Raw genomic sequence first — 23,865 nt, 5'->3', positions numbered from 1 at the left:
CCACCTGCGCACCGGCGGGTGGCGGCGACGGGGGATCATCGTCACCGTCGCCGACCGAGGAGAACCTGACGTGACCACCGCAGCCCCGCCCGTGACCGCAGCTCCGACCGGGGACGAGCGCACCCTGAGCCCGGCGCAGTACGAGGAGTGGGCCGCCGAGGTCCGCCGGCTGGCCGACGAGCGCGGCGCCGTCGTGCTGGCGCACAACTACCAGGTGCCCGAGATCCAGGACGTCGCCCACCACACCGGCGACTCGCTCTACCTGTCCCGCGTGGCCGCGCAGACCGATGCCCGGGAGATCGTGTTCTGCGGCGTCCACTTCATGGCCGAGACCGCCAAGATCCTGTCCCCGGACAAGACCGTGCTGCTGCCCGACCTGGACGCCGGCTGCTCCCTGGCCGACTCGATCACCGCCGAGCAGCTGCGGGAGTGGAAGTCCGAGCACCCCGGCGCGGTCGTCGTCAGCTACGTCAACACCACGGCCGCGGTGAAGGCCGAGACCGACATCTGCTGCACGTCGTCCAACGCCGCCGACGTCGTCCGGTCCATCCCGGCCGACCGCGAGATCCTCTTCTGCCCCGACCAGTTCCTCGGTGCGCACGTCAAGCGGGTCACCGGCCGGGACAACATCCGGATCTGGGCGGGGGAGTGCCACGTGCACGCGGGCATCTCACCGTCGGACGTCCGCACCCAGGTCGCCGCCCACCCCGACGCCGAGATCCTGGTGCACCCCGAGTGCGGGTGCACCACCTCGGTGCTCGACCTGGTGAGCAACGGCGACCTGCCCGCCGACCGCACCCGGGTGCTGTCCACCGGCGGCATGGCCGAGGCCGCCGCGGCCACCACGGCCAAGCAGGTGCTGGTGGCCACCGAGATCGGCATCCTGCACCAGCTGCGGAACCTGAACTCCACGACCGAGTTCCTGCCGATGAACTCCCGCGCCGCCTGCCGCTACATGAAGATGATCACCCCGGCCAAGCTGCTGCGGACCCTGCAGACCGGCTCCGGCGCGATCGAGGTGCCCGCCGACATCGCCGCCCGCGCCCGCAAGGCCGTCGAGGCGATGATCGCCATCGGCGACCCCGGCCGCGGCGGCGAATAGCCGGCGCTACACCCTCGCCCACGGCGGGCAAAGGGAACCTCTGCACCCCCTATCCGCGCGGATAGGGGGTGCAGAGGTTCCTTTGCCTCACGCACCGACCCACCCCGGCATGGGAGCCCATGCACCCGGGGACGGTGTCTGGAGGTGGGTGCATGGGCTCCCATGCCTGCCGCGCCCGGTGGCGGGAGGCCTAGACCTGGAGGGCCGCCCACAGGGCGACCGTCGCCAGCACCAGGGTGAGCGGGACCGTCGCCAGGCCGACGAGGCTGAAGCGGGCCGCGCTGGGGGACTGCTCCCCGGTCGCGGCGAAGACCCGGCGCCACAGCAGGTTGGCCAGCGACCCGACGTAGGTCAGGTTCGGGCCGACGTTGACCCCGATCAGCACCGCCAGCAGCGTCGGCGGGCCGCCCACCGCGGCCGCCGGCAGCAGGGCGAGGGTGGCGGGCAGGTTGTTGAGCACGTTGGCCAGCACCGCGGAGACCGCCGCCACGCCCAGCAGCGCCAGCAGGTCGTCCCCGGCCGGCAGCACCGCGGTGAGCAGCCGCTCCAGCCCGTTGACCTGCAGGGCCAGGACGACGACCGCCAGCCCGAACACGAACAGCGCGAAGGGCAGGTTGGCGGCGACCACCAGCTCGGCCGGCCGGGTGCGGCGGCGGACGAGCTGCTTGCCGGCCAGCACCAGGACGCCGAGCAGCGCGGGCCACACCGGGGCGATGTCGGTCAGCGACGCCACCCCGAAGCCCACGACGGTCAGCCCGACGACCACCAGCGCCAGCACCGGCGGCGGCGGGACGTCGTCCACCGGCTCGCCCACCGGGACCGCCAGGTCGGACCGGAACACCCGGCGCAGGACCGCGTACTCGACCAGCACGGCGACCACCCACGGCCCGGCCATCAGCGCGGTGAAGTGCAGGAAGGTCAGCCCGGTCGCGGCGAAGGCCAGCAGGTTGGTCAGGTTGGACACCGGCATCAGCAGCGACGCCGAGTTGGACAGGTGCCCGGCGGCGTAGGCGTGCGGGCGGGCGGGGACCCGCATCCGGGCCGCGGTGGCCAGCACGACCGGGGTCAGCAGCACCACCGTCGCGTCCAGGGACAGCACCGCGGTGACCACCGCGGACAGCGCGACCACCCGGACCAGCAGCGCCTGCGACGAGCGGCCGGCCCGGCGGGCGGTGACCGCGGCCGACCAGGTGAACAGGCCCTCCCGGTCGGCCAGGTCGCTCAGCAGCAGGATGACCACCAGGAAGCCGACGGTGGGCGCGACCTCCCGGACGGTGTCCTCGGCCTCCGGCCATCCGACGATGCCCACCGCGGCCAGCAGCAACGCCCCGGGGACGGCGACCGCCGCGGCGGGCAGCCGGGGGGAGTCGACGACGGCGGCGGCCAGGGCGGCCACCAGGATGACCCCGGCCACCACCAGGGCGACCGCGTCGACGGTCACGACCGGAGGAACAGGTAGACCGCCACCGCGACGCCGAAGACGACGATGAACACCCGCAGCGGGGTGCTCGGGATCCGCGTGGCGACCTTGGCGCCGAGGTATCCGCCGACCAGGGCCGCGGGGGCGCAGACGGCGACGAGCTGCCAGTCGACCGGGCCGAAGATGCCGAACACCACCACGGTGGTGCTGGCGGTGACCAGGGCCAGCAGGCTCTTGATGGCGTTGGCCAGCTTGAGCCGGCCCAGCCCGACCGCGAGCACCGCGGTGAGGATGACGCCCAGCGCACCGCCGAAGTAGCCGCCGTAGACGCAGGCGAGGAAGACCACGACGTAGAGCCACACCGGGTCCCGGCGCTCGCCGTCGGTCTCGTTGGCCTTCAGCCGCTTGGTCAGCAGCGGCTGGAACCCGATGAGCAGGCTGGCCAGCAGCACCAGCACCGGCACGATCGTGTCGAAGGCCGAGGACGGCGTGGTCAGCAGCAGGATGCTGCCCGCCGTCCCGCCGAGGACGGCGACCACCGACATGCCAATCAGCCGGGTGCGCTGGCCGCGGTAGTGGTCGCGGAACCCGACCACCGCGCCCAGGTAGCCGGGCCACTGGGCCACGGAGTTGGTCACGTTGGCCGCCACGGTGGGCAGGCCGAGGGCGACCAGGGTGGGGAAGAGGATCAGCGATCCACCGCCGGCGACGGAGTTGATCCCCCCGGCGAGCAGGGCCACCCCGGCGGCGATGAGCAGGTCGACGACGGACACGAGCGGCGAGCCTACGGTTCCGGGATGGGGATCGACGTGCGAGCAGCAGGACTGGCCGTGGCGCTGGGCGGGTCGGGGGTGCTGCACCTGGTCCGACCGACGACCTTCGACTGGATGGTGCCGCCCGAGCTGGGCCCGGCGCGGCCGTGGGTGACCGGCAGCGGGGTGGTCGAGCTGGCCACCGCCGGCCTGCTCGCCGTCCCGGCGACCCGGTCGCTGGGTGGCTGGGCCGCGGCCGGGCTGCTGGCGGCCTTCGTGCCGGCCCACCTGCACACCGTCCGGGTGCTGCACGGACGCCGGCGGGCGGTCGCCCTGGCCCGGCTGCCGTTCCAGGTGCCGATGGTCGCCGTCGCCCTGCGGGTCGCCCGCGGAGTGTGACCAGCAGCGCTTCCGCAGGCCCGGGAGGTTGAGGGGGGCAACCACCGGGCATGGTGGGCGTCATGCGCAAGTGGTGGCCGTTGATAGCGGTCTGTGCCGGCACGTTCATGCTCCTGATCGACGTCACCATCGTGAACGTCGCGCTGCCCGACATCGCCACGTCCCTGGGGACGTCGTTCGACCAGCTGCAGTGGGTGGTCGACATCTACGCCCTCGGCCTGGCCGCGCTGGTGCTGGGCGCCGGGTCGCTGGCCGACCTGTACGGCCGGCGGCGGCTCTACCTGGGCGGGCTGGTGCTCTTCGCGGTCAGCTCGCTGGCCTGCGGGCTGGCCCCGAACGCCGAGCTGCTGATCACCGCCCGCGCGGTGCAGGGCATCGGCGCGGCCGCCATGTTCAGCACCACCATCGCGCTGCTCAACGCCATCTACCGGGGCCGCGACCGCGGCACCGCGTTCGGCATCTGGGGCGCCGTGGTCGGCGCCGCCGCCGCGGCCGGGCCGATCCTGGGCGGGCTGCTGACCGGGATCTCCTGGCGCTGGATCTTCCTGGTCAACCTGCCGATCTGCCTGTTCGCCGTCGTGCTGACCATCGCGGTGGTGGAGGAGTCCCGGCAGTCCGGTGCCCCGCACCCCGACGTCCCGGGCATCGCCACGTTCACCCTCGGCGCCGGCGCGGTGGTCTACGGCCTGGTCGAGGCGGCGTCCAACGGCTGGTCCACCGTCGGGTCCTGGGGGCCGATCGCCGCGGGCGTCGTCGTCCTGGTCGGCTGGGTGTTCCTCGAGCTGCACCGCGAGGCCCCGATGCTGGACCTGCGGCTGTTCCGCACCAGCCGGTTCAGCGGCATCATGATCGGCTCGCTGCTGCTCAACCTGGCCGCGTTCGCCAACAGCATCTACCTGTCGCTGTGGCTGCAGTCGATCCTCGGCCTCACCCCGCTGCAGGCCGGCCTGGTCTTCATCCCGCTGTCGGCGGTCAGCTTCGTGACCGCGGCCGTCGTCGGCAAGACGCTCACCGACCGCTCCCCGCGCATCGTGCTGGCCGTGGGCCTGGCGCTGATCGGCGGCGGCGCGCTGCTCATGGCCCGGGTCGACGGCGGCGCGAGCTGGGGCATCCTGGTCCCCGGCCTCGCGGTCCTCGGCCTGGGCGTCGGCATCTGCAACCCGGTCGTCACCTCGGCCGCGCTGGCCTCGGTGCCCCGCGAGCGCGGCGGGATGGCCTCGGGCGCGGTGAACACCGCCCGGCAGCTCGGCTTCGCCGTCGGGGTCGCCGTGCTGGGGTCGGTGTTCGCCGCGGGCACCACCCGCGCGCTGACCGACGCCGGTGCCCCCGACCCGGCGGCGACGGAGTCCGCGCTGTCCAGCGGCCAGGCCCAGCAGCTGCTGGCCTCGGCACCGGCCGACCGCCGGGCCGGGCTCTCGGACCTGCTGGCCGCCGCCTACGCCGACGGCCTGCGCGACGTGCTGCTGGTCGCCGGTGCCGCCGGGCTGGTGGGCGCGGTGCTCGTCGTCCTCATGGTCCGCGGACCGAGCCCGCAGGACGGCGCCGCGGCCCGCGGCCGGCACCAGGCCGACGGCGAGCACGGGGCCGACGGCGAGCACGGGGCCGGTCGGCACGAGGCGCCGCACACCCCCGACCACCTGCCCGAGGGGGACGCGGCGCCGGTCCGTTGACCGGCGCGGCACACTCGGCGGCATGCCTGCCCCGTTCCCCGCCGACTGGTCCCGCGCGCTCGTCGTCGCCGCGCACCCCGACGACATCGAGTACGGCGTGGCCGCCGCCGTCGCGGTCTGGACGGCGGCCGGCAAGGAGGTGCACTACCTGCTGGCCACCCGGGGGGAGGCCGGCATCGCGGGGATGCCGCCGGCGCAGGCCGGCCCGTTGCGCGAGGAGGAGGAGCGGCGGTCGGCCGCCGTCGTCGGGGTCACCGAGGTGGAGTTCCTCGACCACCGCGACGGCACCGTGGTCGAGGGCCCGCAGCTGCGCCGCGACCTGGCCGGCGCGATCCGCCGGCACCGGCCCGACCTGGTCGTCACCCTGCACGGCGGGGACACCTGGACCGGGCCCGACGTGACCCCCGCGGCCTGGAACTCCGCCGACCACCGGGCGCTGTCGCGGTCGGTGCTGGACGCCGTCGCCGACGCCGGCAACGAGTGGATCTTCCCGGACCTCGTCGACGAGCCCTGGTCGGGGACGCAGTACGTGGCCGTGCAGACGATCGGTGAGCCGCCGCACGCGGTGGACGTGACCTCCGGCGTCGAGGCGGCGGTCGCCTCGCTCACCGAGCACCGGCGCTACCTGGAGGTGCTGAGCCCCGACGTCCCGGTCGAGGAGCAGGCCCGCCAGGTGGTGGACCAGGCCACGCTCACCGAGGACGGCGGACGGCGGGTCGGCTTCCGGCTCTACTGGGGCTGAGCCGGCAGCTCGTCCCCGACCGGGGCACCGGCCGGCCGGCGGCGTCGGCGGTGCACCACCAGCGCGACCAGGCCGACCAGCCCGGCGACGACCAGCCAGGGCAGCAGCACCCCCAGGACGACGACCGCCCCGCCCACTGCGGTGGTGAGCGCCTGCCAGCCGGTGTCCAGCCCGCCGAGGAAGCCGCTGCGCCCCGGGTCGGCGGCCGCCTCGGTCTGGGCCAGGTGCACCGCGAGCGTGGACAGCTCGACCTGGTCGGCCAGCGCGGTGCGCTGGGACTGCAGCGACTCCAGCTCCTGCTGCCGCTCCGACAGCGCCTGCTCGGCGTCGAGCAGGGCCTCGGTGGTGGTGGCCCCGGCCATGAGTGACTCGAGGCGGTCGGCCGGGGTCTGCAGGGCGGAGATCCGGGCGTCCAGGTCCAGCGCGGTGCCGGTGACGTCGTCCCGGGTGATCGAGACGCTGCCGACCTCGCCGAGGTCCTCCAGGTCGCGCAGCAGGTCGGTGAGCTCGTCGGCGGGCACCCGGACGACCAGGTCCGCGACGTCCCCGGGCCTCTCCCCGGGCAGGTCCCCGGGCCCGCCGGCCGCGCCCGCCTGCTCCGACCGCTGGTCGACCCGGCCGCCGGCGTCCTCGACCAGCTCGCTGACCTGCTGGGCACCGGCGCGCGGGTCGTCCACCACGAGCGAGGCCGAGGCGGTCGTGACCACCTGCCGGGGTTCGGCCGCGTCGTCCGGGGTGGCGAGCTCCGCGCCCGGGGCGGCCGCGGAGTAGCTGCCGGAGTCGCTGGTCGAACCGCTGCCCGAGCAGCCGGCGAGCAGGACGGCGGTCAGGGGCAGCAGGCACCAGGTGCGTCGCATCGGCCGACCGTAGGACCGGGCGCAGCGCCCGGACCAGCATCGATGCCCGATCGTGACGGTGCCGCCGGGTCCAGGTGTACCGGCCCGGAGGCGTCGGGTAGCCCGGCACGACCGACGAACCCTCCCTGGAGGTCCCCCGTGAACGTGTCGATGCTGCAGCCCGTCCTGGCCGCCCCCGGCCCCTTCGCCACCGTGGCCCTGGACGTCACGCACACCGGCGAGTCCGCGCAGACCGAGCTCGAGCTGCGGGTCCGGGCCGCGACCGAGCGGCTGGCCGAGCTGGGTGCCGCCGACGCGGTGGTGGACGCCGTCCGCACCCGGCTGCTGGACGACGACGGCTCGCGCACCGGGCGGGCACTGGTCGTGGCCGGCGACGGCTCCGTGGTCACCGACACCGCACTGGTGGGCCCGCCGGTCCGCGAGGTGGTCGACCTCGCCCCGCTGCCCGACCTGCTGCCGCTGCTGCGCCAGCTGCCCGGCCGGGTGCCGTACGTGGTGGTCGTGGTCGACCGCCTCGGGGCCGACGTCACGGTCGCCCGGCGCGCCCGGCCTGGAGCGCGAGGAGAGCATCGAGGGCCAGACGCTGTTCCTGCACAAGGTGAAGGTCGGCGGCATCGGCGACCTGTCGGTGCAGCACAGCACCGAGGACGTGTGGCGGTCCAACGCGCAGGCCGTGGCGGACCGGGTCGGCCGGCGGGCCCGGCAGACCGGCGCCGCGTTCGTGCTGGTGGCCGGGGACGAACGGGCGCGCCGGCTGGTGCTGGACCAGCTGCCGACCGACGTCGGCCCGCTGGTGGTCACCACCGACGCGGGCGGCCGCGGCGACGGCGCCGACCTGTCCGGCGTGGCCCTGCGGGCCGACGAGGTGGTCGCCGAGCCCGAGGCCCGCCGGGCCGCCGAGCTGCGCGAGCAGCTGGACGCCGCCGGGGCGCACGGGCTGGCGGTGCAGGGCGTCGGCCCGGTCCTCGACGCCCTGCGCAAGGGGCAGGTGGAGACCCTCGTCCTCGGCGACCAGCCGACCGACGAGCAGCTGACCACCGGCGCGGACCCCGTCGCCATCGGGGCCACCGCCGAAGAGCTGGCCGGCCTGGGCGTCGGCGACGGGGTGCTGGCACCGGCGGACCGGGTGCTGGTGCGGGCCGCACTGGCCACCGACGTCGACGTCGTCTCCTGCCGGCCGACGCGATGCCTCCGGGCCAGACGGTCGGCGCCGTGCTCCGCTACGCTTACACCTCGACGACCGGGGACTGACCGCCGCTCAGCCGGTGCCGGTCGGGACCGGCCGCCGGCCGCGGGCCCACCCGGCTAGGTGGTCGCCGAGCCCGGCGTGGGTCATCGCCAGGGCCGCCGCGCCCAGGCACCCGGCCAGCGGGCCGAGCCCGGTCAGGTGCACCGGCGGCGGCGGGCGCCAGGTGAGACCGGCGGCCAGCCCGGCGCGGACCGGGTCCAACAGGTCCGCCCCGGCCGCGGTCAGCCCGCCGCCGAGCACCACGACCGACGGGTCCAGCAACAGGGTGGCGGTGACCAGCGCGTCGGCCAGGGCGGACGTGGCGTCGGCCCACACCTCGCGCGCCACGGCGTCGGACCCCAGCCGGCCGACCACCTCGGCAGCCGAGAACGCCGTCCCGGTCCGGGCGCCGTACCGGCGGGCCACCCCGGCGCCGGAGGCGTAGACCTCCAGGCAGCCGCGCTGCCCGCAGGGGCACAGCTCGCCGCCCGGGCGGACCGGGGCGTGCCCGACCTCGCCGGCGGCCCCGGTCCCGCCGGTCAGCGCCCGCCCGCCGCTGACCAGGGCGGAGGCGATGCCGGTGCCGATGGTCAGCAGCAGCACGTCGGCCACCCCGGTGGCGGCGCCCAGCAGCTGCTCGGCCAGTCCGGCGGCCCGGACGTCGTGGCCGGTGGTGACCGGGACGGCGACTCGCTCCTGCAGCCCCGCGCGCAGCGGCAGGTCCCGCCAGCCCAGGTTGGAGGCGTACCGCACCGTGCCGGTGGACTCCTCGATCAGCCCGGGGGTGACGACCCCGGCGCCGACGACGGCGGCACCGCGGTCGGCGGCCAGCGCGGTCAGCCGGTCGAGCTCGGCGGCCAGCCCGGGGAGCGGGTCGGTCGCGTGCGCGGTGGGTCGGCGCTCCTCGTGCAGCACGGTGCCGTCGGTGGCGACCACCAGCGCCTTGGTCGTCGTCCCCCCGACGTCCAGCCCCAGGACGGCGTTCACCCGGGCCGCCCGGTCGCCAGCGCGGCCACCACGGCGGCCACCTGCTCGGTCGAGGTGATCGTCCGGGTGCCGGTGTCGTAGCCGACGGCGGTCGCGCTGCGGTGGCCGAGCGAGGGCACCGTCCGGGGCGCGCGCAGGTGCACCGCGGGCACCCCGGTGGCGGCCACGAGCTCGGCGACGTGGTCGGCGCGGACCCCGCCGCCGGCCATCACCTCGATCCGGTCGCCGGCCTGATCGACGAGGGCCCGCAGGGCGGGGGCGCCGGCCAGCGCGGTGGCCGCGCCGCCGGAGGTGAGCACGCGGGTGACCCCGGCGTCGACCAGCTCCTCGAGCGCGCCGGGCTGGTCGGCCAGGGTGTCGAAGGCCCGGTGGAAGGTGACCGGGGCGCTGCCGGCGGCGGCGACCATCGCGTCCAGGGCGCGCCGGTCGACCCGGCCGCGCGGGGACAGCGGGCCGACGGTGACCCCGAGGACCGGCAGGATGCTGCGGGCGGCGGAGATGTCGGCGCAGACCACGGACACCTCGATCGGCGAGTGCACGAAGTCCCCGCCGCGCGGGCGGACCAGCACGGTCACCGACAGCGCCGGCGCGCGGGACCCGACCGCGGCGAGCGTGCCCGCGCTCGGGGTGACCCCGCCCTCGGACAGCGCGGCGCACAGCTCGACCCGGTCGGCGCCGGCCGACCCGGCGGCCAGGGCGCCCTCGACGTCGTCGACGCAGATCTCGACGGCGGTCACCAGGCGGCCAGGGCCGCGCCGGGCCGGACCTCGCCGACCGGCACGCCGCCGCCGAGCACGGGCACGGTGGTCAGGTCGGCGACGGCGGTGGTGTCCACGCCCAGGCCGCGGAGCACGGCCAGCGCCACGACGGTGGTGGCCCGCGGGCTGCCGTCGACCACCTTCATGGCGACCGCCTGGCCGCCCGGCCCGGCCACGCCGATCACGCCCTCGGCCCCGCCCTTGGCGACGACGCCGCGCAGGTCGGCCATCAGCCGGGTGTTCACGTGCCCGCGGCCGCCGACGAACTCCGGGTGCGCCCGCATCGCGGCGGCGACCTGCGCGGCGGGGCCGTCGGTGGCCAGCGCGAGCGATCGGAAGGCGGTGGCCAGGCCGCGCACCGTCGTCCCGAAGAGGGCCGCGCCGCAGCCGTCGACGGCGGTGTGCCCGACCGGCGTCCCGGTCTCCCGGGCGACGACGTCGCGCACCAGGCGCTGCAGCGGGTGGTCGGGGTGCAGGTGCCCCTCGGTGGGCCAGCCGTTCGTGGTGCAGGCCAGCAGCATCGCGGCGTGCTTGCCCGAGCAGTTCATCCGCACCCGGGAGGCGCTCTCGCCGGCGCGCAGCAGCCGCAGCCGGGTCTCCTCGTCCTCGGGCAGGTCCGGCGGGCAGCGCAGCGCGGACTCGTCCAGCCCGGCCTGCGCGAGGATCGCCCGGACGACGTCCACGTGCCGGTCCTCCCCGGTGTGCGACCCGGCGGCGATGGCCAGCGCGGGTCCGCTCAGCGGGGCGCCGGCCTCCAGGCAGGCCAGGGCCTGCAGCGGCTTGGTCGTCGACCGCGGCAGGACGACGGCGTCCGGGTCGCCCAGCTCGAGCACGGTCGACCCGTCGGCGGCCAGCGCCACCAGGGAGCCGAGGTGGCGGCTCTCCACGAGGCCGGAGCGGACGACGACGGCGAGCTCGGCGAGCACGGGGTCAGGCACGGGAGGCCTCCACGGCGGGTGCGCCNACCCCGGCCCAGCCGGGCGCACCCGCCGTGGAGGCCTCCCGTGCCTGACCCCGTGCTCGCCGAGCTCGCCGTCGTCGTCCGGCGCTTCAGCCGGGACGCCAGCGCGGACAGCAGGCCGTTGACCACCAGGTAGACGAGGGTGACGACGAGGAAGGTCTGCACCAGCAGGCGGTTGTAGGCGCTGAGCACCTGGGCGCGGTAGAGCAGCTCGGTGAAGGCGACCACGTAGCCCAGCGAGGTGTCCTTGAGCAGGCTGACCAGCTGGACGACCAGCGACGGGGTGACCGCGCGCAGCGCCTGCGGCAGCACGACGGCCCGCATGACCTGCAGGCGGCGCATGCCGAGGGAGTAGCCGGCCTCGGTCTGGCCGCGCGGCAGGCTGAGCACCCCGGCCCGGACGATCTCGGCGAACGCGGCGGCGTTGGCGATGGTCAGCGGGACGACGAGCTTCCACAGCACGGGCAGGTTGATGCCGTAGGCCGGCAGCCCGAAGAGCATCAGGTAGATCAGCAGCAGCACCGGCAGGGTGCGGAACACCTCGATGAACCCGGTGCACAGCCAGCGCAGCGGCCGCAGCGGGCTGAGCCGACCCAGCGCCAGCAGCACGCCCAGCGCCCCGCCGAGGACGGCGACCACCGCGGCGGCCAGCAGCGTGCCGCGCAGGCCGACGAGCAGGTACTCCCAGATGGGCCAGGACAGGAACGGCGTCCAGCGGTCGGCGTCCAGCTGCCCGCGGCAGGCGAACTGGCGCAGCATGAGGGCGACCAGGGCGGCGAGGACCAGCACGCTGACCACCGAGGCGATCCGGATGCGGCGCCGGCCGCGGGGGCCGGGCTCGTCGTACAGGTAGGCGGTCTCGGGCTGCCTCATCGGCGGATCGCCACCCTCTTCTCGATGCGGCCGGCGCCCAGCCCGATGACCAGCGCCAGGGCCATGTAGACCAACCCGGCGGCGCCGAAGATCGGGATCGGCTGGGCCTGGACCAGGTTGACCTTGTTGGTCGCGCTGGTCAGCTCCACGACCCCGACGGTCGCGGTCAGCGCGGTGTTCATCAGCAGCGCGATGAGCACGTTGCCCAGCGGCTGGACGACGGCCCGGGCGGCCTGCGGCACGACGACCAGCCGCAGGGTCTGGGACAGGGTGAAGCCGAGTGCGCGGGAGGCCTCGACCTGGCCGCGGGGGACGGTGTTGATCCCGCTGCGCAGGGCCTCGGCGACGTAGGCGGCCTCGTAGACCGTGAGCACGATGATCGCCGTGGTCACCAGCGGGGCGATCAGCCCGGCGTCGGGCAGGGCGAAGACGGCCAGCAGCAGCAGCGCCAGCAGGGGGACGTTGACGAGCACCTGGACGTACCCGAAGGCCGCCGCCCGCAGGACGGGCACCGGGCTGACCCGGGCGACCGTCACCAGGGTGCCCAGGACGAGGGCCCCCACGGCGGAGGTGACGAGGACGAACACGGTGGTGCCCAGGCCCGCGAGGAGCTGGGGCCAGGCGTCGACGAGGGCGCTCAACGGATCCTCCGGCGGGCGCTGCTGCTGGTCAGGTCAGGAACCCGGGACGGAGCCGATGGTCGGCGGCTCGGGCGTGCTGCCGTCGCCGACCGTGCCCAGGGTGGCGTCGAAGACCTGGGCCCACGAGCCGTCGGCGTAGATCTGCTCCAGCCAGTCGTTCACGAAGTCCTTGAAGTCCGGGTCGTTCGGCGGCAGGCCGATCCCGTAGGCCTCCTCGGTGAACGGCTGCCCGACCACCTTGATGCCGGGGTTGGACTGCGCGTCGGCGGCCAGCAGCGTGTAGTCCTGCACGTAGGCGTCGCCGCGGCCCTGGGTGAGGGCCTGCACGCACTGCGGGTCGGTGGCGAAGCTGACCACCTCGGCGGTCGGCTGCTGCTCGGGCACCGCGGTCACCGCGGGGGTGTTGGCCCCGACGATGACGGTGCGCCCGCCCAGGTCGTCGATGCCGGTGATGTCCTCGTTGTCCGACGGGACCGCGACGGCCAGGCCGGAGACGAAGTAGGGGCCGGCGAACGAGATCTGCTCGGCCCGCTCCTCGGTGATCGTGTAGGTGTTGAACACGACGTCGACGGTGCCGTTGGTCAGCAGCGCCTCGCGGGTCTCCGACGCCGGGGGCACGACCTCGATGTTGGGCTCGCCGATGATGTAGATCGCCAGCATCTTGGCCAGGTCGATGTCGAAGCCCTGGATGTCGTCGGGGTTGCTGGGGTCCTGCTGGCTCAGCAGCGGGGCGTCGAGCGCGGCGGCCACGCGCAGCACGCCGCGCTCGCGGATGGCGGCCATCGTCGAGTCCGACAGCAGCGCGGCGGCGTCGGCGACCGGGGCGTTGTCGTAGACGTCCTGCAGTGCGTCCTCCCCGCCACCGCTCGCCGAGGGCGGGACGGCGGAGGAGCCGGAGTCGGAGCTCCCGCAGGCGGCCAGCCCGAGGGAGGCCACCAGGGCCAGGGAGGCGGCGATCGTGGAGCGTCGCCGGAGGGTGCGGCTCATTCCTTGCCTTTCGACGTGCCCCGCGGTCGGTGCGGGGGAGGGCCGGCGCGCGGGGGCCCGGGCGCCGGAGCTGGGTCAGTGCGTGAGCACCGCGGACAGGAAGCTGCGGGTGCGGTCGCTGCCGCCGCCGGCGAAGAACTCCTCGGGCGGGGCGACCTCGACGATGCGCCCGGCGTCCATGAAGACCACCCGGTCGGCGGCCCGGCGGGCGAAGCCCATCTCGTGGGTGACCACGACCATGGTCATGCCGTCCTCGGCCAGGGAGGTCATGACGGCGAGCACCTCGGCGACCATCTCCGGGTCCAGGGCCGAGGTGGGCTCGTCGAAGAGCATCACCTTGGGCGCCATGGCCAGCGCGCGGGCGATCGCGGCGCGCTGCTGCTGGCCGCCGGAGAGCTGGGCGGGGAAGTGGCCGGCCTTGTCGGCGATGCCGACCCGCTCCAGCAGGGCCATCGCCTCCCGGCGGGCCTGCGCCTTCGGGGTGCCGCGCACCATCGTGGGGGCCAGGCAGAGGTTGTCCAGCACGGTCTTGTGCGCGAACAGGTCGAAGGACTGGAAGACCATGCCGACGTCGGCCCGCAGCCGGGCGAGCGCGGCGCCCTCGGCGGGGACGGGGACGCCGTCGACCAGCACCTGCCCGGAGTCCACCGGCTCGAGCCGGTTGATGGTGCGGCACAGCGTGGACTTGCCCGAGCCCGAGGGGCCGATGACCACGACCACCTCGCCGGCGGCGACGTCCAGGTCGACCGACTGCAGCACGTGCAGGTCGCCGAAGTGCTTGTCGACGGCGCGCAGGCTGACCATGGGCGGCCGGTCGGCGTCGGGCACGGCGGGCTCCTGTCGGTGGGCGGTGGGTGTGACGCCGCGAACAGTAAGCACCCGGGAGTTCCACGCAAAAGGGTTACGAGTTAATCCAGAATAGTTTTAACGAGGGGGACATTCGACCCGCCTCGTGCTGTACTGCCCGGCATGACCGCCCGCCCCGGATCCCCGACGTCGCTGGTCGCCCTGGTGCGCACCGGGGCCGCTGTGTCCCGGGCCGAGCTGGCCCGGCTGACCGGGGCGTCGCCCACCACGGTCGCCGCCCGGGTGGAGGAGCTGGTGCGCGACGGCGTGCTGGTCGAGGAGGTCGGGCCGGCCACCGGCAGCGGGCGTCCGCCGCGCCGACTGGCGCTGCGGGCCGGGCTGGGCGTCGTGGGCGCGGTCGGGCTGGGGGAGCGGCACGCCGACTGCGCGGTGCTGGACGCCACCGGCGCCGTGCTGGCCGAGCGCCGGGTGCCGGTGCAGGTTGGGGACGGACCCGAGGCGGTGCTCGCCGTCGTCACCGGGGTGCTCGACGAGCTGCTCGCCGCCCAGGGGGCCGACGCCGGTCCGCTGCTGGGTCTGGGGCTGGGCGTGCCCGGCCCGGTGTCGCACCCGCAGGGGACGGTCACCTCGCCGGCCCGGATGCCCGGGTGGAACGGTGCCGACGTCGCCGCACTGGCCCGCCCGCACCTGCCGCCCGGCGCCGTCGTGGTGGTGGACAACGACGCGAACCTCATGGCCCTGGGCGAGCACGCCAGCGACCCCACCGCCGCGCACCTGCTGCTGGTCAAGGCGGGGGCGGGCATCGGCTGCGGGATGGTGGTCGACGGGGTGCTGCAGCGGGGTGCCCGGGGCTTCGCCGGCGACATCAGCCACGTGACGGTGCCCGACGCCGAGCCGGTGCCCTGCTCGTGCGGCCGGGTCGGCTGCCTGGACGCCGTGGCCAGCGGGGCGGCCCTGGCCCAGCGGCTGCGCGAGGACGGTGTCCCCGTGGACGGCGTGGACGCGATGCTGGACCTGGCCCGCGACGCTCACCCGCAGACCACCGGTCTGCTGCGGGAGGCCGGCTACCGGACCGGCACGGTGCTGGCCACCATCGTGAACCTGGTCAACCCCGACCGGCTGGTGCTGGCCGGGTGGCTGAGCCAGGCCGAGGCGTTCGTGGCCGGCGTCCGGTCCGCGGTGTACGCGCAGAGCCCGCCGCTGGTCACCGACGGCCTGGAGGTCGTGGTCGGGCGCACCGGCCCCCGCGCCGGGCTGATCGGGGCGGGCCGGTCCGCGCTGGATGCGGTCTTCGCCGACCTGCCGCGGCTGGTCGCGGCGGGCCGGTAGGCTCCCGGGCACGACGGACGAGTCGGCTGGGCGGTCGCGTCGGCGGGGGAGACCCCGTCGCCGAGGAACGTCCGGGCTCCACAGGGCAGGGTGGTCGCCAACAGCGACCCGGGGTGACCCGCGGGACAGTGCCACAGAGAACAGACCGCCAGTGCTCGCACTGGTAAGGGTGAAACGGTGGTGCAAGAGACCACCAGCGCACCGGGTGACCGGTGCGGCTCGGTAAACCCCACCCGGAGCAAGGTCAGGAAGGGACGGCGGTCCGCCGCCGACCCGCGGAGGCGTTCGAGGGCTGCCCGCCCGAGTCTCCGGGTAGACCGCTCGAGCCTGCCGGCAACGACAGGCCTAGATGGATGACCGCCCACCGGGACCGCCGCGAGGCACCCGGGGACAGAACCCGGCGTACAGGCCGACTCGTCCGTCGTCCACATCGCTCAGCCGGGTCCCCTCACCGAACGTTCCGGCGACAGCGGAGCAAGCTCCTGTGCTTCAGCGGCTTTGCTGCAGGCGTGGAAGCCACCTGTGGCTCCTCGGGATGCATGAGGACAACCGAGTGTGCCGTCGTCCATCGCATCTGCGTCAGCTCTCGCTTGGCAGGGTCCGGCCGACGCTGCCGAGAGTGCAGCAAGGCCCCCGCCCAGTGGGTGGGGGCCTTGTCGAAGCGTTGATCAGGTCAGCGACAGGTACTTCGAGGCGAACGGGCTGGCCGAGAAGTACTGACCGTGGGTGATCTGGATGGTCTCGATGGAGTCGGCGCCGACGAGGACGATCTCCAGGTCCTTCTCGTCGCGGTACTTCTGCTCCGCGGCGCTGTAGGCGTCGGCAGCACGCGGGGCCTCGCGAAACTGCTCCTGGCTGACGAGCTCGCCTTTGGCGTGGTCGAAGACCAGCAGGAAATGGACCATGCTCTTGCTCATTCGGTGCTCCCATCCCTCTCGCTCAGCCAACGCACCACCCTGCGACGCGCTTCCCGCATGTCGGTCGCGAATCCCGACCGGAGCGGTTCCCCCAACTCGTCGTGGGCGATGCCCTCGCCTGCCAGACGGAACCACTCTAGGACTTCGTCAGGACCCTGTTCATCCTTGAGGCCGATGCGGTAGCGCCCGGCCCACCGTTCCACCGTGTTGGCCCAGTCCTGCTGACCGCGTGTGCGCAGCTGGATCTCGATGCGGTGGGCGTCACGCTCGATCACGACGTGAACACCGCGGTAGCCCGACGACTTCGGTTCGGCGATGTAGTCGCGCTCGCGCTTCACGTCCCAGTTCTTGTTGATGCGTAGCAGCACCCCATCGATCTCAGTTCGGTCGGCGAGCACGGCTCGGCATCCCCCGATGTCCTCCATCCGAGCAAGCATCGTGTCCGGCATCCGACCGAGCTTGTGGATGATCTGCGGAACTCGTTTCAGCCTCTGAGCCACGATGATGGTCTGCGCCTCGTAGCCGACGAACTGCCGAACTCCCACGGCCGTCTTCTTCATCGGGTTCTGGTGCCCTTTGCGGAACTCGCGGAGGGCGTCGAGAGCGCTCACCAACGTGTCCCCGTCGACGTCCTCGGCATCGCCGAGCCAGAGGCGGCGCAGGACGGCTCCCGACCTGTTGATCTCCCCCTTGCTCGGCATGCGCCGAGGGTATCGATCTGAGTGCAACCAGGTGTCTCCGTCGCAGGCCACCCGGTCACCGGCTCAAGCACTCGGCAGGTCTCCTTCTGGGGTCCCGCTTCACTCCAGCGGACTTGAGGTATCGCCGTGCCCGCAGCATCGGCTGCCGCCTCAGGTGGTGGGCCCCCTCGAAATGAGCTGCTTCGGCTTTTCGGAGGCCAACGACTGGGCTCGTGATCTTCGGCGTTCAGGCCGACTCATCCGTCGTCCACCACCCTCGGCGCACCATCGCGCGGTGACAACGGGACGATCGCCGTGATGTCCTCGCGGCAGGGCAGCATCTCGCTGAACACGCGCGGGGGGGCACGAGGTCTACTGGGCCAGCAAGTCCGCCCTCAACCAGCTGATGCGCAGCTACGCCACCCGCGCGGCGACCGGCCACACCCTGCTCTGCCTGCACCCGGGGTGGGTGCAGACCGAGCTCGGGGGAGCGGGGGCGCCGCTGACCGTGGAGCAGAGCGTGGCCGGGCTGGTGACGACGATCCAGGCGCACGCCGGCGAGCCCGGGCTGCAGTTCCTCGACCACCGGGCCGACGTCGTCCCATGGTGAGTCAGCCGGCCAGCTGGTCGCGGACGGTCCGCGGCTCGCGGCCGAGCAACTCGGCGAGCAGCGGATCGGTGCCGGTGAAGAGGCCCTGCGCCGCGGCTCGGTAGATGCCGAGGGTGAACTGCGCGACGGGGTCCGGCTGCCCGGCGGCCCGCTGCGCGTCCAGCCACGCCTCCTCGCCGACGACGGCGAGCCCGACCGGCCGCCCGGCCACCTCGGCGGCCTGGTCGGCGACCTCGGCGAAGGTCGGTGCCGCCGTCGCGGTCAGGGTCACCGGGCCGTCGAACCGGCCGGCGGAGAGCAGCACGGCCGCGGCGGCCTCGACGGCGTCCTCGCGGGCGGTCCAGGACACCGGACCGTCGGCGGGCACGGTGACCACGCCGGTCTCCCGCCACGGGCCGGTCAGCCAGTCCAGGCTGTGCGCGTAGAAGCCGTTGCGCAGCGAGGTCCACGGCAGCCCCGACGCCGCGAGCAGGTCCTCGGTGGCCCGGTGCACCCGGGCCGGGGCGAACGGGGAGTCGGCGTGGGCGCCCTGGTGGCTGGTGTAGAGCACCCGGCCGACCCCGGCGCCGACGGCGGCGTCCAGCGCCGACCGGTGCAGGGCCACGGCGTCGGCGCCCCGGTCGTTGGAGGAGACCAGCAGCAGCTGGTCGGCACCCTCGAAGGCCGCGCGCATCGCGGCGGGGTCGTCGTAGCCGGCCCGGCGGACGGCCACGCCGAGGTCGGCGAACCGCTGGGCCCGGGCGGGGTCGCGGACCACGACGGTGAGCTCGCTGGCCGGGACGTGCTGGAGGAGGTGGTCGACGGTGGCGCCGTTGAGCGCGCCGGTGGCGCCGGTGACGGTGATCATGGTGACCTCGTATCGCTGGTAGCCCGATGGTGTTATCGACGCTAACAAGACGGGCGGATCCGCGCTAGGGTCGGGTCATGGCTCCCAGCGCCCCCACCCGGGACCGCACCCGCACCGCCGTCGTCGAGGCCGCGGCGCGGCTGCTCCGCGACGCCGGCGGCGACGCCGTCACCACCCGGGCGGTCGCCGAGGCGGCCGGCGTCCAGGCGCCGACGCTCTACCGCCTGTTCGGGGACAAGGACGGGCTGCTCGAGGCCGTCGTCGAGCACGAGCTGGCCACCTTCGTCGCGGCGAAGGCGGCCCAGGTGCGCGCCGCCGCCGAGGCCGAGGACGACCCGGTCGAGGACCTGCGCGCCGGCTGGCACCGGCAGGTCGAGTTCGGCCTGACCCACCCGGCGGTGTTCGCACTGCTCAGCGACCCGGCCCGCGCGGCCCGGTCGGCCGCGGCCCGGTCGGGCCGGGAGGTGCTGGCCGCCCGGGTGCACCGGGTCGCGCTGGCCGGCCGGCTGCGGGTGGGGGAGCGGCACGCCGCCGAGCTGGTGCACGCCGCCGGCACCGGCGCCGTCCTCGCCCTGCTGGCCGTGCCTCCCGGCGACCGTGACCCGGCGCTGTCCACCTCGATGCTGGACGCCATCCTCGCCCAGGTGCTGGTGGACCCCGCGGCGCCCGCGGACGGCGGGCTGCGGCCGGCTGCGGTCGCCCTGCGGGCCGGCGTGGACCACCTGACCGCGCTCACCGGCGCCGAGCGGCGATTGCTGGCGGAGTGGCTGGACCGGGTCGTCGCCGCGGGCTGACCGGGTTGGGCGGTTCGCCGGGTGGGCAGTGCTGCGGCATGCCCCCGCACCCCGACCAGGCCGCACCCCCGGAGCTCGGCACCGGACGGGAGACGGTCCCGGTCGTCGTCCCGGGTCCCGACGGCGACCGGGCCGGGGAGCAGATGACCGGCCCGGTGCACGCCGTCCAGCCCGGAGCCGAGGACCTGGAGCTGGTCACCTCGCTGTGCAACCACTCCGTGCGGGCCACCGCCGGGGCCGCCTTCGACGCCGGTGACCCGGATGCCTGCCCGACCTGCGTCGAGCGGTCCGTTCAGGGCCGGGGCTCACCCCGGTAGGTGCCGAAGGACCAGTGGTTGCCCTCGGGGTCCAGCAGCAGGCACTCCCGCGAGCCGTAGTCGGTGCCCGCGGGCTCGCTGCCCACGGTCGCCCCGGCCGCGACCGCCCGGGCGAACAGGGCGTCCACGTCGTCGCACACCACGTAGGCGCCGAAGGTGCCCGGGCGCAGCGGCCAGCGGTCGCCGTCGGCCGGGCGGGCCGAGCCGAGCATGAGGCCACCGCCCAGCGGCCAGGCGAGCTCGGCGTGGTGCACGGTGTCCCCCTCGGCCATCACCGCGACCTCGATGAAGCCGAACGCCTCGACCAGGAAGCGGATCAGCGCCGGGGCGTCGGTCGCGCGCAGGGTGGGCCAGACCTGGGGTGCGGGTGCAGTCATGCCGGCGATCCTGCCGCCGGGCCCGGGTCGGTGTCTTGCACGGATCGGCGCTCGGCGGCCAGCCAGCGCCGCGGGGGCAGCCCGGCGAACCGGGTGACGTCGCGGGTCAGGTGCGGCTGGTCGGTGTAGCCGTGCTCGGCCGCGACCACGGCCGGCGGGGTGCCGGTGGCCAGGGCCCGGCGGGCCCGGTCGAACCGAGCCACCCGCCGCAGCTCCTGGGGCGACAGCCCGGTCTCCGCCCGGCACCGGGCGTGCAGCCGCCGGGCGCTCCACCCGACGTCCGCGGCGACCGCGGCCACCGGCACGGCCGGCCGGGGCAGCAGGTGCCAGGCGCGCACCAGCTCGGCGGCCACCGGCCGGTGCGGCCGGGCGGCGAGCTCGTCGGCGACGACCGCGAACCGGCCGGACCACCCCGGGGCCGCGCGCAGCCGGTCCTGCAGCCGGTCCACCCAGGGACCGAGGACGTCGACGGCGTGCTCGTCCCGGTCGGCCAGCTCACCGGCGGGCATCCCCAGCAGCCCGCGGGCGGCGAGCGGGTGCACCGACAGCTGGACGCCGGACTGCCGGCCGTCGTGGGTGATCAGCGCCGGCCGGGTGTGCAGGCCGCCGACCAGGGTCTCGTAGCGCCCGGGCTGCTGGGCCGGGTCCGGGTGGGCCGCGACGACCAGCGGGTCGGCCAGCGTGACGATGAACGTCAGCCACGGCGAGGGCAGCCCGCGGTGGACCTGCGGTGCGGTGCCGGCCTGGGCCCAGCCGGTCAGCGCGGCGAGGTGCGGCCCCGGCGGGCGGGCGGTGACGTACTCGTCGACGACGTCGGGCACCGGCCCATGGTGGCGGGTGCGGGGCGCCGGCGACAGGGGTCGCTCAGCGGCGGGGCAGGCCGGCCGAGCAGTCGGTGACGATGGCGGCGAAGGTGCGGGTGTCGACCTCGTCGTCCACGGTGACCCGGACGATGTCGGCGACCTGCTGGGGCGAGGTGGCGCGGGCGGCGGAGACCCGGGCGGCGGCGATGAGGTGCAGCTGGCGGACGCGCGCGGCAAGACCGCGGTCGGCCGGGGAGAGCTGGGTGCGAGGCATGGCTCCACGGTAGGCAGGACGTGCAGCAGGTCACCCGCCTGCCGGGCGGTCGATCCGGTGCCAGATGTGACGAAACCCGGCGCGGCTGCTCGGCACACCCGCACGACGTCCGCCTCGCCTCCCGGCCGGCCCCCCTGCTGCGTGCGACCCTCCCGGGCGTGGACGAGTCGGTGATGCTGGGCCTGGGCGGAGCCGTCCTGGGGCTGCTGCTGGGGCGCCCGCTGGACGTCGTCGCCCAGCGCGTCGTCGCCCGCCGTCCCGACGCCGCGGAGCTCCTGCCCGGCACCCTCCGCACCCGTCCGGTCGCCGTCGGCGGGCCGTGGGTGCCGCTGGGCACCGCGGCCGCCTTCGCGCTGGTCGCGGCCGTCCTCGGCCCGGTCCCGCTGATGCCGGCCTGGCTGTGGCTCACCGGGTGCGCGGTCGTGCTGGTGGTCGTCGACCTGCAGCACCACCTGCTGCCCAACCGGGTGCTGCTGCCGACCGGGGTCGGGTCGCTCGCCCTCCTGGGCGTCGTCGCCGCGACCACCGGGGACTGGACGGCGCTGGGCCGGGCCGTGCTCGCCGCCCTGGCGCTGGCCGCCGGGCTGCTGGTCCTGGCCTGGGTGAACCCGGCCGGGCTCGGGCTCGGCGACGTGAAGCTGGGCCTGGTGCTCGGGCTCCACCTGGGCTGGCTGGGCTGGTCGCAGGTGCTCGCCGGGGTGGTCCTCGGCTTCGTGCTGCAGGCCGTGGTGGCCGTCGTCCTGCTGGTCCTGCGCCGGGCCGGCCGGGACACCCAGCTGGCCTTCGGTCCGGCCCTGCTGGCCGGCACCCTCGTCGTCGGGCTGCTCGCCGCCGCCTGACGCCCTACCTCGGCACCGTCGGGTACCGAAACCACGACGCACCAGGGTCTCACCCCTCGGGGGGAGTGCGGGCGGGTTGGGCTACGGGCCGGTTGTCCGCAACCCGATGTCGCTCCTGCAACCGCACCCAGGGCCATCGTGGTCCACCCGGGTGACGGTGACCCGGAGGAGCACCTCATGACCGCCCTGTTCCAGACCCTGTTCGCCATGACCGTCACCCTCGGCGACCGCATCGAGGGCCGCCTCGGCGACCTCAAGCAGCGCGAGACCGGCGCCAGCGCCGTCGAGTACGCCCTGCTGGTCGGGGCCATCGCGGCCGCCGTCGTCGGCGCCGTGGCCCTCTTCGGCCCGAAGCTCAACGCGCTGTTCACCAGCATCAACGTCAACGGCAAGTAGCCCCGACGACGTCCGTCCGGGCCCGGTGGGCGGAGCACCCCTCCGCCCACCGGCCCGACCGGCGGCACCCCGCACCCACCCACCAGCAGAGGAGCACCGCATGACCCGCACCCGCCGCACCGGCCGGTTCGGCCGCCCGCGCGGTGAGCGCGGTGCGTCCGCCGTCGAGTTCGCCCTCGTCGTCCCGCTGCTGCTGCTGTTCCTGTTCAGCATCATCTCGGTGAGCCGCGCCTTCCAGGTGCAGTCCACCCTCGCCGGCGCCGCCCGCGAGGCGGCCCGCGACTTCGCCATCAACGACGACCTGGCCTCGGCCCGGACGAAGGCGGTCAACGCCGCCACCACCTCGGCGGTGACCCTGTCGTCGTCCAGCGTGTCGATCAGCCCGGCGTCCTGCGCCACGGCCGGCCGCGGCGCCGACGTCACCGTCACCATCACCTACACCTTCCAGCCCGCCGGCAGCTTCTCCGGCGGCGTGGCCTTCCCGATCACCGCGCGCGCCCTGTACCGGTGCGGTCGATGACCGCCGCCCGGTGGCGCCGCCGCCTGTGGGTCCGCGGGGCCGACGGCGAGCGGGGCGCGGTGGCCGTCGCCGTCGCGCTGCTGTTCCCGCTGCTGTTCGGTGCCGCCGCGCTCGCCGTGGACACCGCGGCGGTGTGGAACGCCCGCACCCAGGTCTTCTCCTCGGTCGACGCCTTCGCGCTCGCCGCGGCCATGGACTGCGCCGAGCAGGACTGCCCGACCAAGGAGGAGGGCGAGGCGATGATCAGCCACTACGGCATCACCAACAACTCCGGCGCCAAGCTCGCCTCCCTGCAGCCCGGCACCGGCTGGCTGCAGACCGACCCCGCCCAGCGGGCCACCCGCGGGCAGGGCACCTGGTCGATCCGGCACTACTTCGGCGGGGTGCTCGGCGTCCCCGAGGTCGAGCTGACCGTGGAGACCATGGCCCGCTGGGCCGGCCTGCCGCAGGCGACGTCGGGGCTGTCCCTCGCCGTCTCCTACTGCAGCTACCGGACCGCGCTCAACGCCGGCAACCTCGCCTCCAACCGGGCCACGGCCACCCTGTCGCTGAGCACCGTCACCACGGGGTCCTGCACCACGCCCGACGGCACGGCCGTCCGGGGTGCCACGGCGCTGACCGAGCAGACCGGCTCGGCCTGCCGGACCGCCTCGACGGCCGGGACGACGACGGCCACGGTCGCCACCGCGCCGGCCTGCACGGCCGGCTACCTCGCCGGCCTGGTCGGCACCGACGTCGTCCTGCCGGTCTACGACCAGAGCAGCCCGACCTCGGTCCGGGTCTACGGCTACGCCGCCTTCCGGGTCACCTCGGTCACCTCGGGCGCCCCGTCGACGGTGACCGGCTACTTCACCTACACGGCCCGGCAGATCGACACGCCGACCGCGATGCCCACCGTGCCGGACCTCGGCGCCCGCGGTGTCTTCCTCTGGGACCCCGCCGACTGGCAGGGCACCCGGTGCCCGTGCTGACCCCGCT

29 protein-coding genes and 1 other RNA gene are annotated in these 23,865 nt (G+C 75.1%); 14 read left to right on the top strand and 16 right to left on the bottom strand.

The features are described from left to right. Nucleotides 1–70: 70 nt before the first annotated feature. Nucleotides 71–1,102 carry a quinolinate synthase NadA gene (gene nadA, locus LFA75_RS02265; protein ID WP_225232146.1) on the top strand — a complete coding sequence of 344 codons (1,032 nt, stop codon included), beginning with the start codon at nt 71–73 and terminating at the stop codon, nt 1,100–1,102. A 190-nt stretch (nt 1,103–1,292) separates the two neighbouring features. Here the strand turns inward: nadA and LFA75_RS02260 are convergent, their stop codons facing one another. Both LFA75_RS02260 and LFA75_RS02255 read right to left on the bottom strand, forming a co-directional pair. Next, nucleotides 1,293–2,543: an SLC13 family permease gene (locus LFA75_RS02260; RefSeq protein WP_225232145.1), complete on the bottom strand. Its 1,251-nt coding sequence runs from the start codon at nt 2,541–2,543 to the stop codon at nt 1,293–1,295. Continuing rightward, nucleotides 2,540–3,295 carry a sulfite exporter TauE/SafE family protein gene (locus tag LFA75_RS02255; RefSeq protein WP_225232144.1) on the bottom strand — a complete coding sequence of 252 codons (756 nt, stop codon included), beginning with the start codon at nt 3,293–3,295 and terminating at the stop codon, nt 2,540–2,542. Before LFA75_RS02255 ends, LFA75_RS02260 begins: the two co-directional genes overlap by 4 nt. Before the next feature lie 24 nt (nt 3,296–3,319). On the opposite strand from LFA75_RS02255, the gene LFA75_RS02250 reads away from it, so the two are divergent. The 3 genes from LFA75_RS02250 to LFA75_RS02240 all read left to right on the top strand — a co-directional run bounded on the left by LFA75_RS02250 (nt 3,320) and on the right by LFA75_RS02240 (nt 6,085). Then, a complete protein-coding gene (locus LFA75_RS02250) occupies nt 3,320–3,673 on the top strand; it encodes a DoxX family protein (RefSeq protein WP_225232143.1) in 354 nt (117 codons plus the stop codon). 62 nt (nt 3,674–3,735) lie between these two features. Beyond that, nucleotides 3,736–5,343 (top strand): MFS transporter, encoded by a 1,608-nt coding sequence (locus LFA75_RS02245; protein WP_225232142.1) that lies wholly within the window; start codon nt 3,736–3,738, stop codon nt 5,341–5,343. A gap of 22 nt (nt 5,344–5,365) precedes the next feature. Beyond that, nucleotides 5,366–6,085, top strand: coding sequence for a PIG-L deacetylase family protein (locus LFA75_RS02240; protein WP_225232141.1), 720 nt, complete (start codon nt 5,366–5,368; stop codon nt 6,083–6,085). Here the strand turns inward: LFA75_RS02240 and LFA75_RS02235 are convergent. Next, nucleotides 6,073–6,942, bottom strand: a complete 870-nt coding sequence (locus tag LFA75_RS02235) for a DUF4349 domain-containing protein (protein ID WP_225232140.1) — start codon at nt 6,940–6,942, stop codon at nt 6,073–6,075. The two genes, LFA75_RS02240 and LFA75_RS02235, sit on opposite strands and share 13 nt — an antisense overlap. Before the next feature lie 283 nt (nt 6,943–7,225). On the opposite strand from LFA75_RS02235, the gene LFA75_RS02230 reads away from it, so the two are divergent. Further along, nucleotides 7,226–8,251 (top strand): baeRF2 domain-containing protein, encoded by a 1,026-nt coding sequence (locus tag LFA75_RS02230; RefSeq protein WP_225232139.1) that lies wholly within the window; start codon nt 7,226–7,228, stop codon nt 8,249–8,251. On the opposite strand, the gene LFA75_RS02225 is transcribed toward LFA75_RS02230, so the two are convergent. The 7 genes from LFA75_RS02225 to LFA75_RS02195 all read right to left on the bottom strand — a co-directional run bounded on the left by LFA75_RS02225 (nt 8,201) and on the right by LFA75_RS02195 (nt 14,205). Then, the gene (locus tag LFA75_RS02225) at nt 8,201–9,157 is read right to left on the bottom strand and encodes an ROK family protein (RefSeq protein ID WP_225232138.1); all 957 of its coding nucleotides are present in this window, start codon (nt 9,155–9,157) and stop codon (nt 8,201–8,203) included. The genes LFA75_RS02230 and LFA75_RS02225 overlap by 51 nt on opposite strands. Further along, a complete protein-coding gene (locus tag LFA75_RS02220; protein WP_225232137.1) occupies nt 9,154–9,894 on the bottom strand; it encodes a copper homeostasis protein CutC in 741 nt (246 codons plus the stop codon). Before LFA75_RS02220 ends, LFA75_RS02225 begins: the two co-directional genes overlap by 4 nt. Further along, the gene (locus LFA75_RS02215) at nt 9,891–10,769 is read right to left on the bottom strand and encodes an asparaginase (RefSeq protein ID WP_225235993.1); all 879 of its coding nucleotides are present in this window, start codon (nt 10,767–10,769) and stop codon (nt 9,891–9,893) included. The genes LFA75_RS02220 and LFA75_RS02215 overlap by 4 nt, the downstream gene beginning before the upstream one ends. Beyond that, entirely contained in the window at nt 10,652–11,635 is a 984-nt protein-coding gene (locus LFA75_RS02210) for an amino acid ABC transporter permease (RefSeq protein WP_455428471.1), read from the bottom strand. Before LFA75_RS02210 ends, LFA75_RS02215 begins: the two co-directional genes overlap by 118 nt. A gap of 110 nt (nt 11,636–11,745) precedes the next feature. Then, nucleotides 11,746–12,390, bottom strand: a complete 645-nt coding sequence (locus tag LFA75_RS02205) for an amino acid ABC transporter permease (RefSeq protein ID WP_225232135.1) — start codon at nt 12,388–12,390, stop codon at nt 11,746–11,748. A gap of 33 nt (nt 12,391–12,423) precedes the next feature. Next, nucleotides 12,424–13,377 carry a glutamate ABC transporter substrate-binding protein gene (locus LFA75_RS02200; RefSeq protein WP_225232134.1) on the bottom strand — a complete coding sequence of 318 codons (954 nt, stop codon included), beginning with the start codon at nt 13,375–13,377 and terminating at the stop codon, nt 12,424–12,426. 75 nt (nt 13,378–13,452) lie between these two features. Further along, nucleotides 13,453–14,205: an amino acid ABC transporter ATP-binding protein gene (locus LFA75_RS02195; protein WP_455428447.1), complete on the bottom strand. Its 753-nt coding sequence runs from the start codon at nt 14,203–14,205 to the stop codon at nt 13,453–13,455. Nucleotides 14,206–14,346: 141 nt separating this feature from the next. On the opposite strand from LFA75_RS02195, the gene LFA75_RS02190 reads away from it, so the two are divergent. Then, nucleotides 14,347–15,513 (top strand): ROK family transcriptional regulator, encoded by a 1,167-nt coding sequence (locus LFA75_RS02190; protein ID WP_225232133.1) that lies wholly within the window; start codon nt 14,347–14,349, stop codon nt 15,511–15,513. Nucleotides 15,514–15,531: 18 nt separating this feature from the next. Further along, nucleotides 15,532–15,934, top strand: an RNA gene (gene rnpB, locus LFA75_RS02185) — RNase P RNA component class A. A gap of 247 nt (nt 15,935–16,181) precedes the next feature. Here the strand turns inward: rnpB and LFA75_RS02180 are convergent. Next, complete coding sequence (locus LFA75_RS02180) at nt 16,182–16,430, bottom strand: hypothetical protein (RefSeq protein ID WP_225232132.1); 249 nt, start codon at nt 16,428–16,430, stop codon at nt 16,182–16,184. Further along, nucleotides 16,427–17,131, bottom strand: coding sequence for a RelA/SpoT domain-containing protein (locus tag LFA75_RS02175; RefSeq protein WP_225232131.1), 705 nt, complete (start codon nt 17,129–17,131; stop codon nt 16,427–16,429). Before LFA75_RS02175 ends, LFA75_RS02180 begins: the two co-directional genes overlap by 4 nt. A 385-nt stretch (nt 17,132–17,516) precedes the next feature. Here LFA75_RS02175 and LFA75_RS02170 point away from each other — a divergent pair, with 385 nt between their 5' ends. Beyond that, entirely contained in the window at nt 17,517–17,720 is a 204-nt protein-coding gene (locus LFA75_RS02170; protein WP_225232130.1) for a Rossmann-fold NAD(P)-binding domain-containing protein, read from the top strand. A 1-nt stretch (nt 17,721) separates the two neighbouring features. On the opposite strand, the gene LFA75_RS02165 is transcribed toward LFA75_RS02170, so the two are convergent. Next, on the bottom strand, nt 17,722–18,567 hold the full coding sequence (locus LFA75_RS02165) for an NAD(P)H-binding protein (RefSeq protein ID WP_225232129.1): 846 nt from the start codon (nt 18,565–18,567) through the stop codon (nt 17,722–17,724). Nucleotides 18,568–18,644: 77 nt separating this feature from the next. Here LFA75_RS02165 and LFA75_RS02160 point away from each other — a divergent pair, with 77 nt between their 5' ends. Both LFA75_RS02160 and LFA75_RS02155 read left to right on the top strand, forming a co-directional pair. Then, the gene (locus tag LFA75_RS02160) at nt 18,645–19,361 is read left to right on the top strand and encodes a TetR/AcrR family transcriptional regulator (protein ID WP_225232128.1); all 717 of its coding nucleotides are present in this window, start codon (nt 18,645–18,647) and stop codon (nt 19,359–19,361) included. A 38-nt stretch (nt 19,362–19,399) separates the two neighbouring features. Next, a complete protein-coding gene (locus LFA75_RS02155) occupies nt 19,400–19,678 on the top strand; it encodes a hypothetical protein (protein WP_225232127.1) in 279 nt (92 codons plus the stop codon). On the opposite strand, the gene LFA75_RS02150 is transcribed toward LFA75_RS02155, so the two are convergent. Genes LFA75_RS02150 through LFA75_RS02140 form a run of 3 tightly spaced genes read right to left on the bottom strand, consistent with a single transcriptional unit; the run spans nt 19,654 to nt 21,132 of the window. Next, nucleotides 19,654–20,055, bottom strand: a complete 402-nt coding sequence (locus tag LFA75_RS02150; protein ID WP_225232126.1) for a VOC family protein — start codon at nt 20,053–20,055, stop codon at nt 19,654–19,656. The genes LFA75_RS02155 and LFA75_RS02150 overlap by 25 nt on opposite strands. Next, nucleotides 20,052–20,876, bottom strand: a complete 825-nt coding sequence (locus LFA75_RS02145; protein WP_225232125.1) for an AraC family transcriptional regulator — start codon at nt 20,874–20,876, stop codon at nt 20,052–20,054. The genes LFA75_RS02150 and LFA75_RS02145 overlap by 4 nt, the downstream gene beginning before the upstream one ends. 43 nt (nt 20,877–20,919) lie before the next feature. Beyond that, the gene (locus tag LFA75_RS02140) at nt 20,920–21,132 is read right to left on the bottom strand and encodes a hypothetical protein (protein ID WP_225232124.1); all 213 of its coding nucleotides are present in this window, start codon (nt 21,130–21,132) and stop codon (nt 20,920–20,922) included. 158 nt (nt 21,133–21,290) lie between these two features. Here LFA75_RS02140 and LFA75_RS02135 point away from each other — a divergent pair, with 158 nt between their 5' ends. The 4 genes from LFA75_RS02135 (at nt 21,291) to LFA75_RS02120 (ending at nt 23,858) form a co-directional block, all read left to right on the top strand. After that, complete coding sequence (locus tag LFA75_RS02135) at nt 21,291–21,971, top strand: prepilin peptidase (RefSeq protein ID WP_225232123.1); 681 nt, start codon at nt 21,291–21,293, stop codon at nt 21,969–21,971. A 177-nt stretch (nt 21,972–22,148) separates the two neighbouring features. Continuing rightward, nucleotides 22,149–22,367: a Flp family type IVb pilin gene (locus LFA75_RS02130; RefSeq protein ID WP_225232122.1), complete on the top strand. Its 219-nt coding sequence runs from the start codon at nt 22,149–22,151 to the stop codon at nt 22,365–22,367. A 100-nt stretch (nt 22,368–22,467) separates the two neighbouring features. Continuing rightward, entirely contained in the window at nt 22,468–22,887 is a 420-nt protein-coding gene (locus tag LFA75_RS02125; RefSeq protein ID WP_225232121.1) for a TadE/TadG family type IV pilus assembly protein, read from the top strand. Continuing rightward, the gene (locus tag LFA75_RS02120; RefSeq protein ID WP_225232120.1) at nt 22,884–23,858 is read left to right on the top strand and encodes a hypothetical protein; all 975 of its coding nucleotides are present in this window, start codon (nt 22,884–22,886) and stop codon (nt 23,856–23,858) included. Before LFA75_RS02125 ends, LFA75_RS02120 begins: the two co-directional genes overlap by 4 nt. Nucleotides 23,859–23,865 lie beyond the last annotated feature (7 nt).

It is taken from the genome of Klenkia terrae (assembly GCF_900491935.1).
GTDB classification, from domain to species: domain Bacteria; phylum Actinomycetota; class Actinomycetes; order Mycobacteriales; family Geodermatophilaceae; genus Klenkia; species Klenkia terrae.
The sequence above is the reverse complement of the archived record's forward strand: the minus strand, read 5'-3'. Positions and strand labels throughout refer to the sequence as shown.

Bases quoted from the DNA above. Each gene is read 5' to 3' on its own strand.
- LFA75_RS02250 (WP_225232143.1), top strand. From the start codon at position 3,320: ATGGGGATCGACGTGCGAGCAGCAGGACTGGCCGTGGCGCTGGGCGGG.
- LFA75_RS02245 (WP_225232142.1), top strand. From the start codon at position 3,736: ATGCGCAAGTGGTGGCCGTTGATAGCGGTCTGTGCCGGCACGTTCATG.
- LFA75_RS02240 (WP_225232141.1), top strand. From the start codon at position 5,366: ATGCCTGCCCCGTTCCCCGCCGACTGGTCCCGCGCGCTCGTCGTCGCC.
- LFA75_RS02235 (WP_225232140.1), bottom strand. From the start codon at position 6,942: ATGCGACGCACCTGGTGCCTGCTGCCCCTGACCGCCGTCCTGCTCGCC.
- LFA75_RS02200 (WP_225232134.1), bottom strand. From the start codon at position 13,377: ATGAGCCGCACCCTCCGGCGACGCTCCACGATCGCCGCCTCCCTGGCC.
- LFA75_RS02190 (WP_225232133.1), top strand. From the start codon at position 14,347: ATGACCGCCCGCCCCGGATCCCCGACGTCGCTGGTCGCCCTGGTGCGC.
- LFA75_RS02180 (WP_225232132.1), bottom strand. From the start codon at position 16,430: ATGAGCAAGAGCATGGTCCATTTCCTGCTGGTCTTCGACCACGCCAAA.
- LFA75_RS02175 (WP_225232131.1), bottom strand. From the start codon at position 17,131: ATGCCGAGCAAGGGGGAGATCAACAGGTCGGGAGCCGTCCTGCGCCGC.
- LFA75_RS02170 (WP_225232130.1), top strand. From the start codon at position 17,517: ATGCGCAGCTACGCCACCCGCGCGGCGACCGGCCACACCCTGCTCTGC.
- LFA75_RS02165 (WP_225232129.1), bottom strand. From the start codon at position 18,567: ATGATCACCGTCACCGGCGCCACCGGCGCGCTCAACGGCGCCACCGTC.
- LFA75_RS02160 (WP_225232128.1), top strand. From the start codon at position 18,645: ATGGCTCCCAGCGCCCCCACCCGGGACCGCACCCGCACCGCCGTCGTC.
- LFA75_RS02155 (WP_225232127.1), top strand. From the start codon at position 19,400: ATGCCCCCGCACCCCGACCAGGCCGCACCCCCGGAGCTCGGCACCGGA.
- LFA75_RS02150 (WP_225232126.1), bottom strand. From the start codon at position 20,055: ATGACTGCACCCGCACCCCAGGTCTGGCCCACCCTGCGCGCGACCGAC.
- LFA75_RS02140 (WP_225232124.1), bottom strand. From the start codon at position 21,132: ATGCCTCGCACCCAGCTCTCCCCGGCCGACCGCGGTCTTGCCGCGCGC.
- LFA75_RS02130 (WP_225232122.1), top strand. From the start codon at position 22,149: ATGACCGCCCTGTTCCAGACCCTGTTCGCCATGACCGTCACCCTCGGC.
- LFA75_RS02125 (WP_225232121.1), top strand. From the start codon at position 22,468: ATGACCCGCACCCGCCGCACCGGCCGGTTCGGCCGCCCGCGCGGTGAG.
- LFA75_RS02120 (WP_225232120.1), top strand. From the start codon at position 22,884: ATGACCGCCGCCCGGTGGCGCCGCCGCCTGTGGGTCCGCGGGGCCGAC.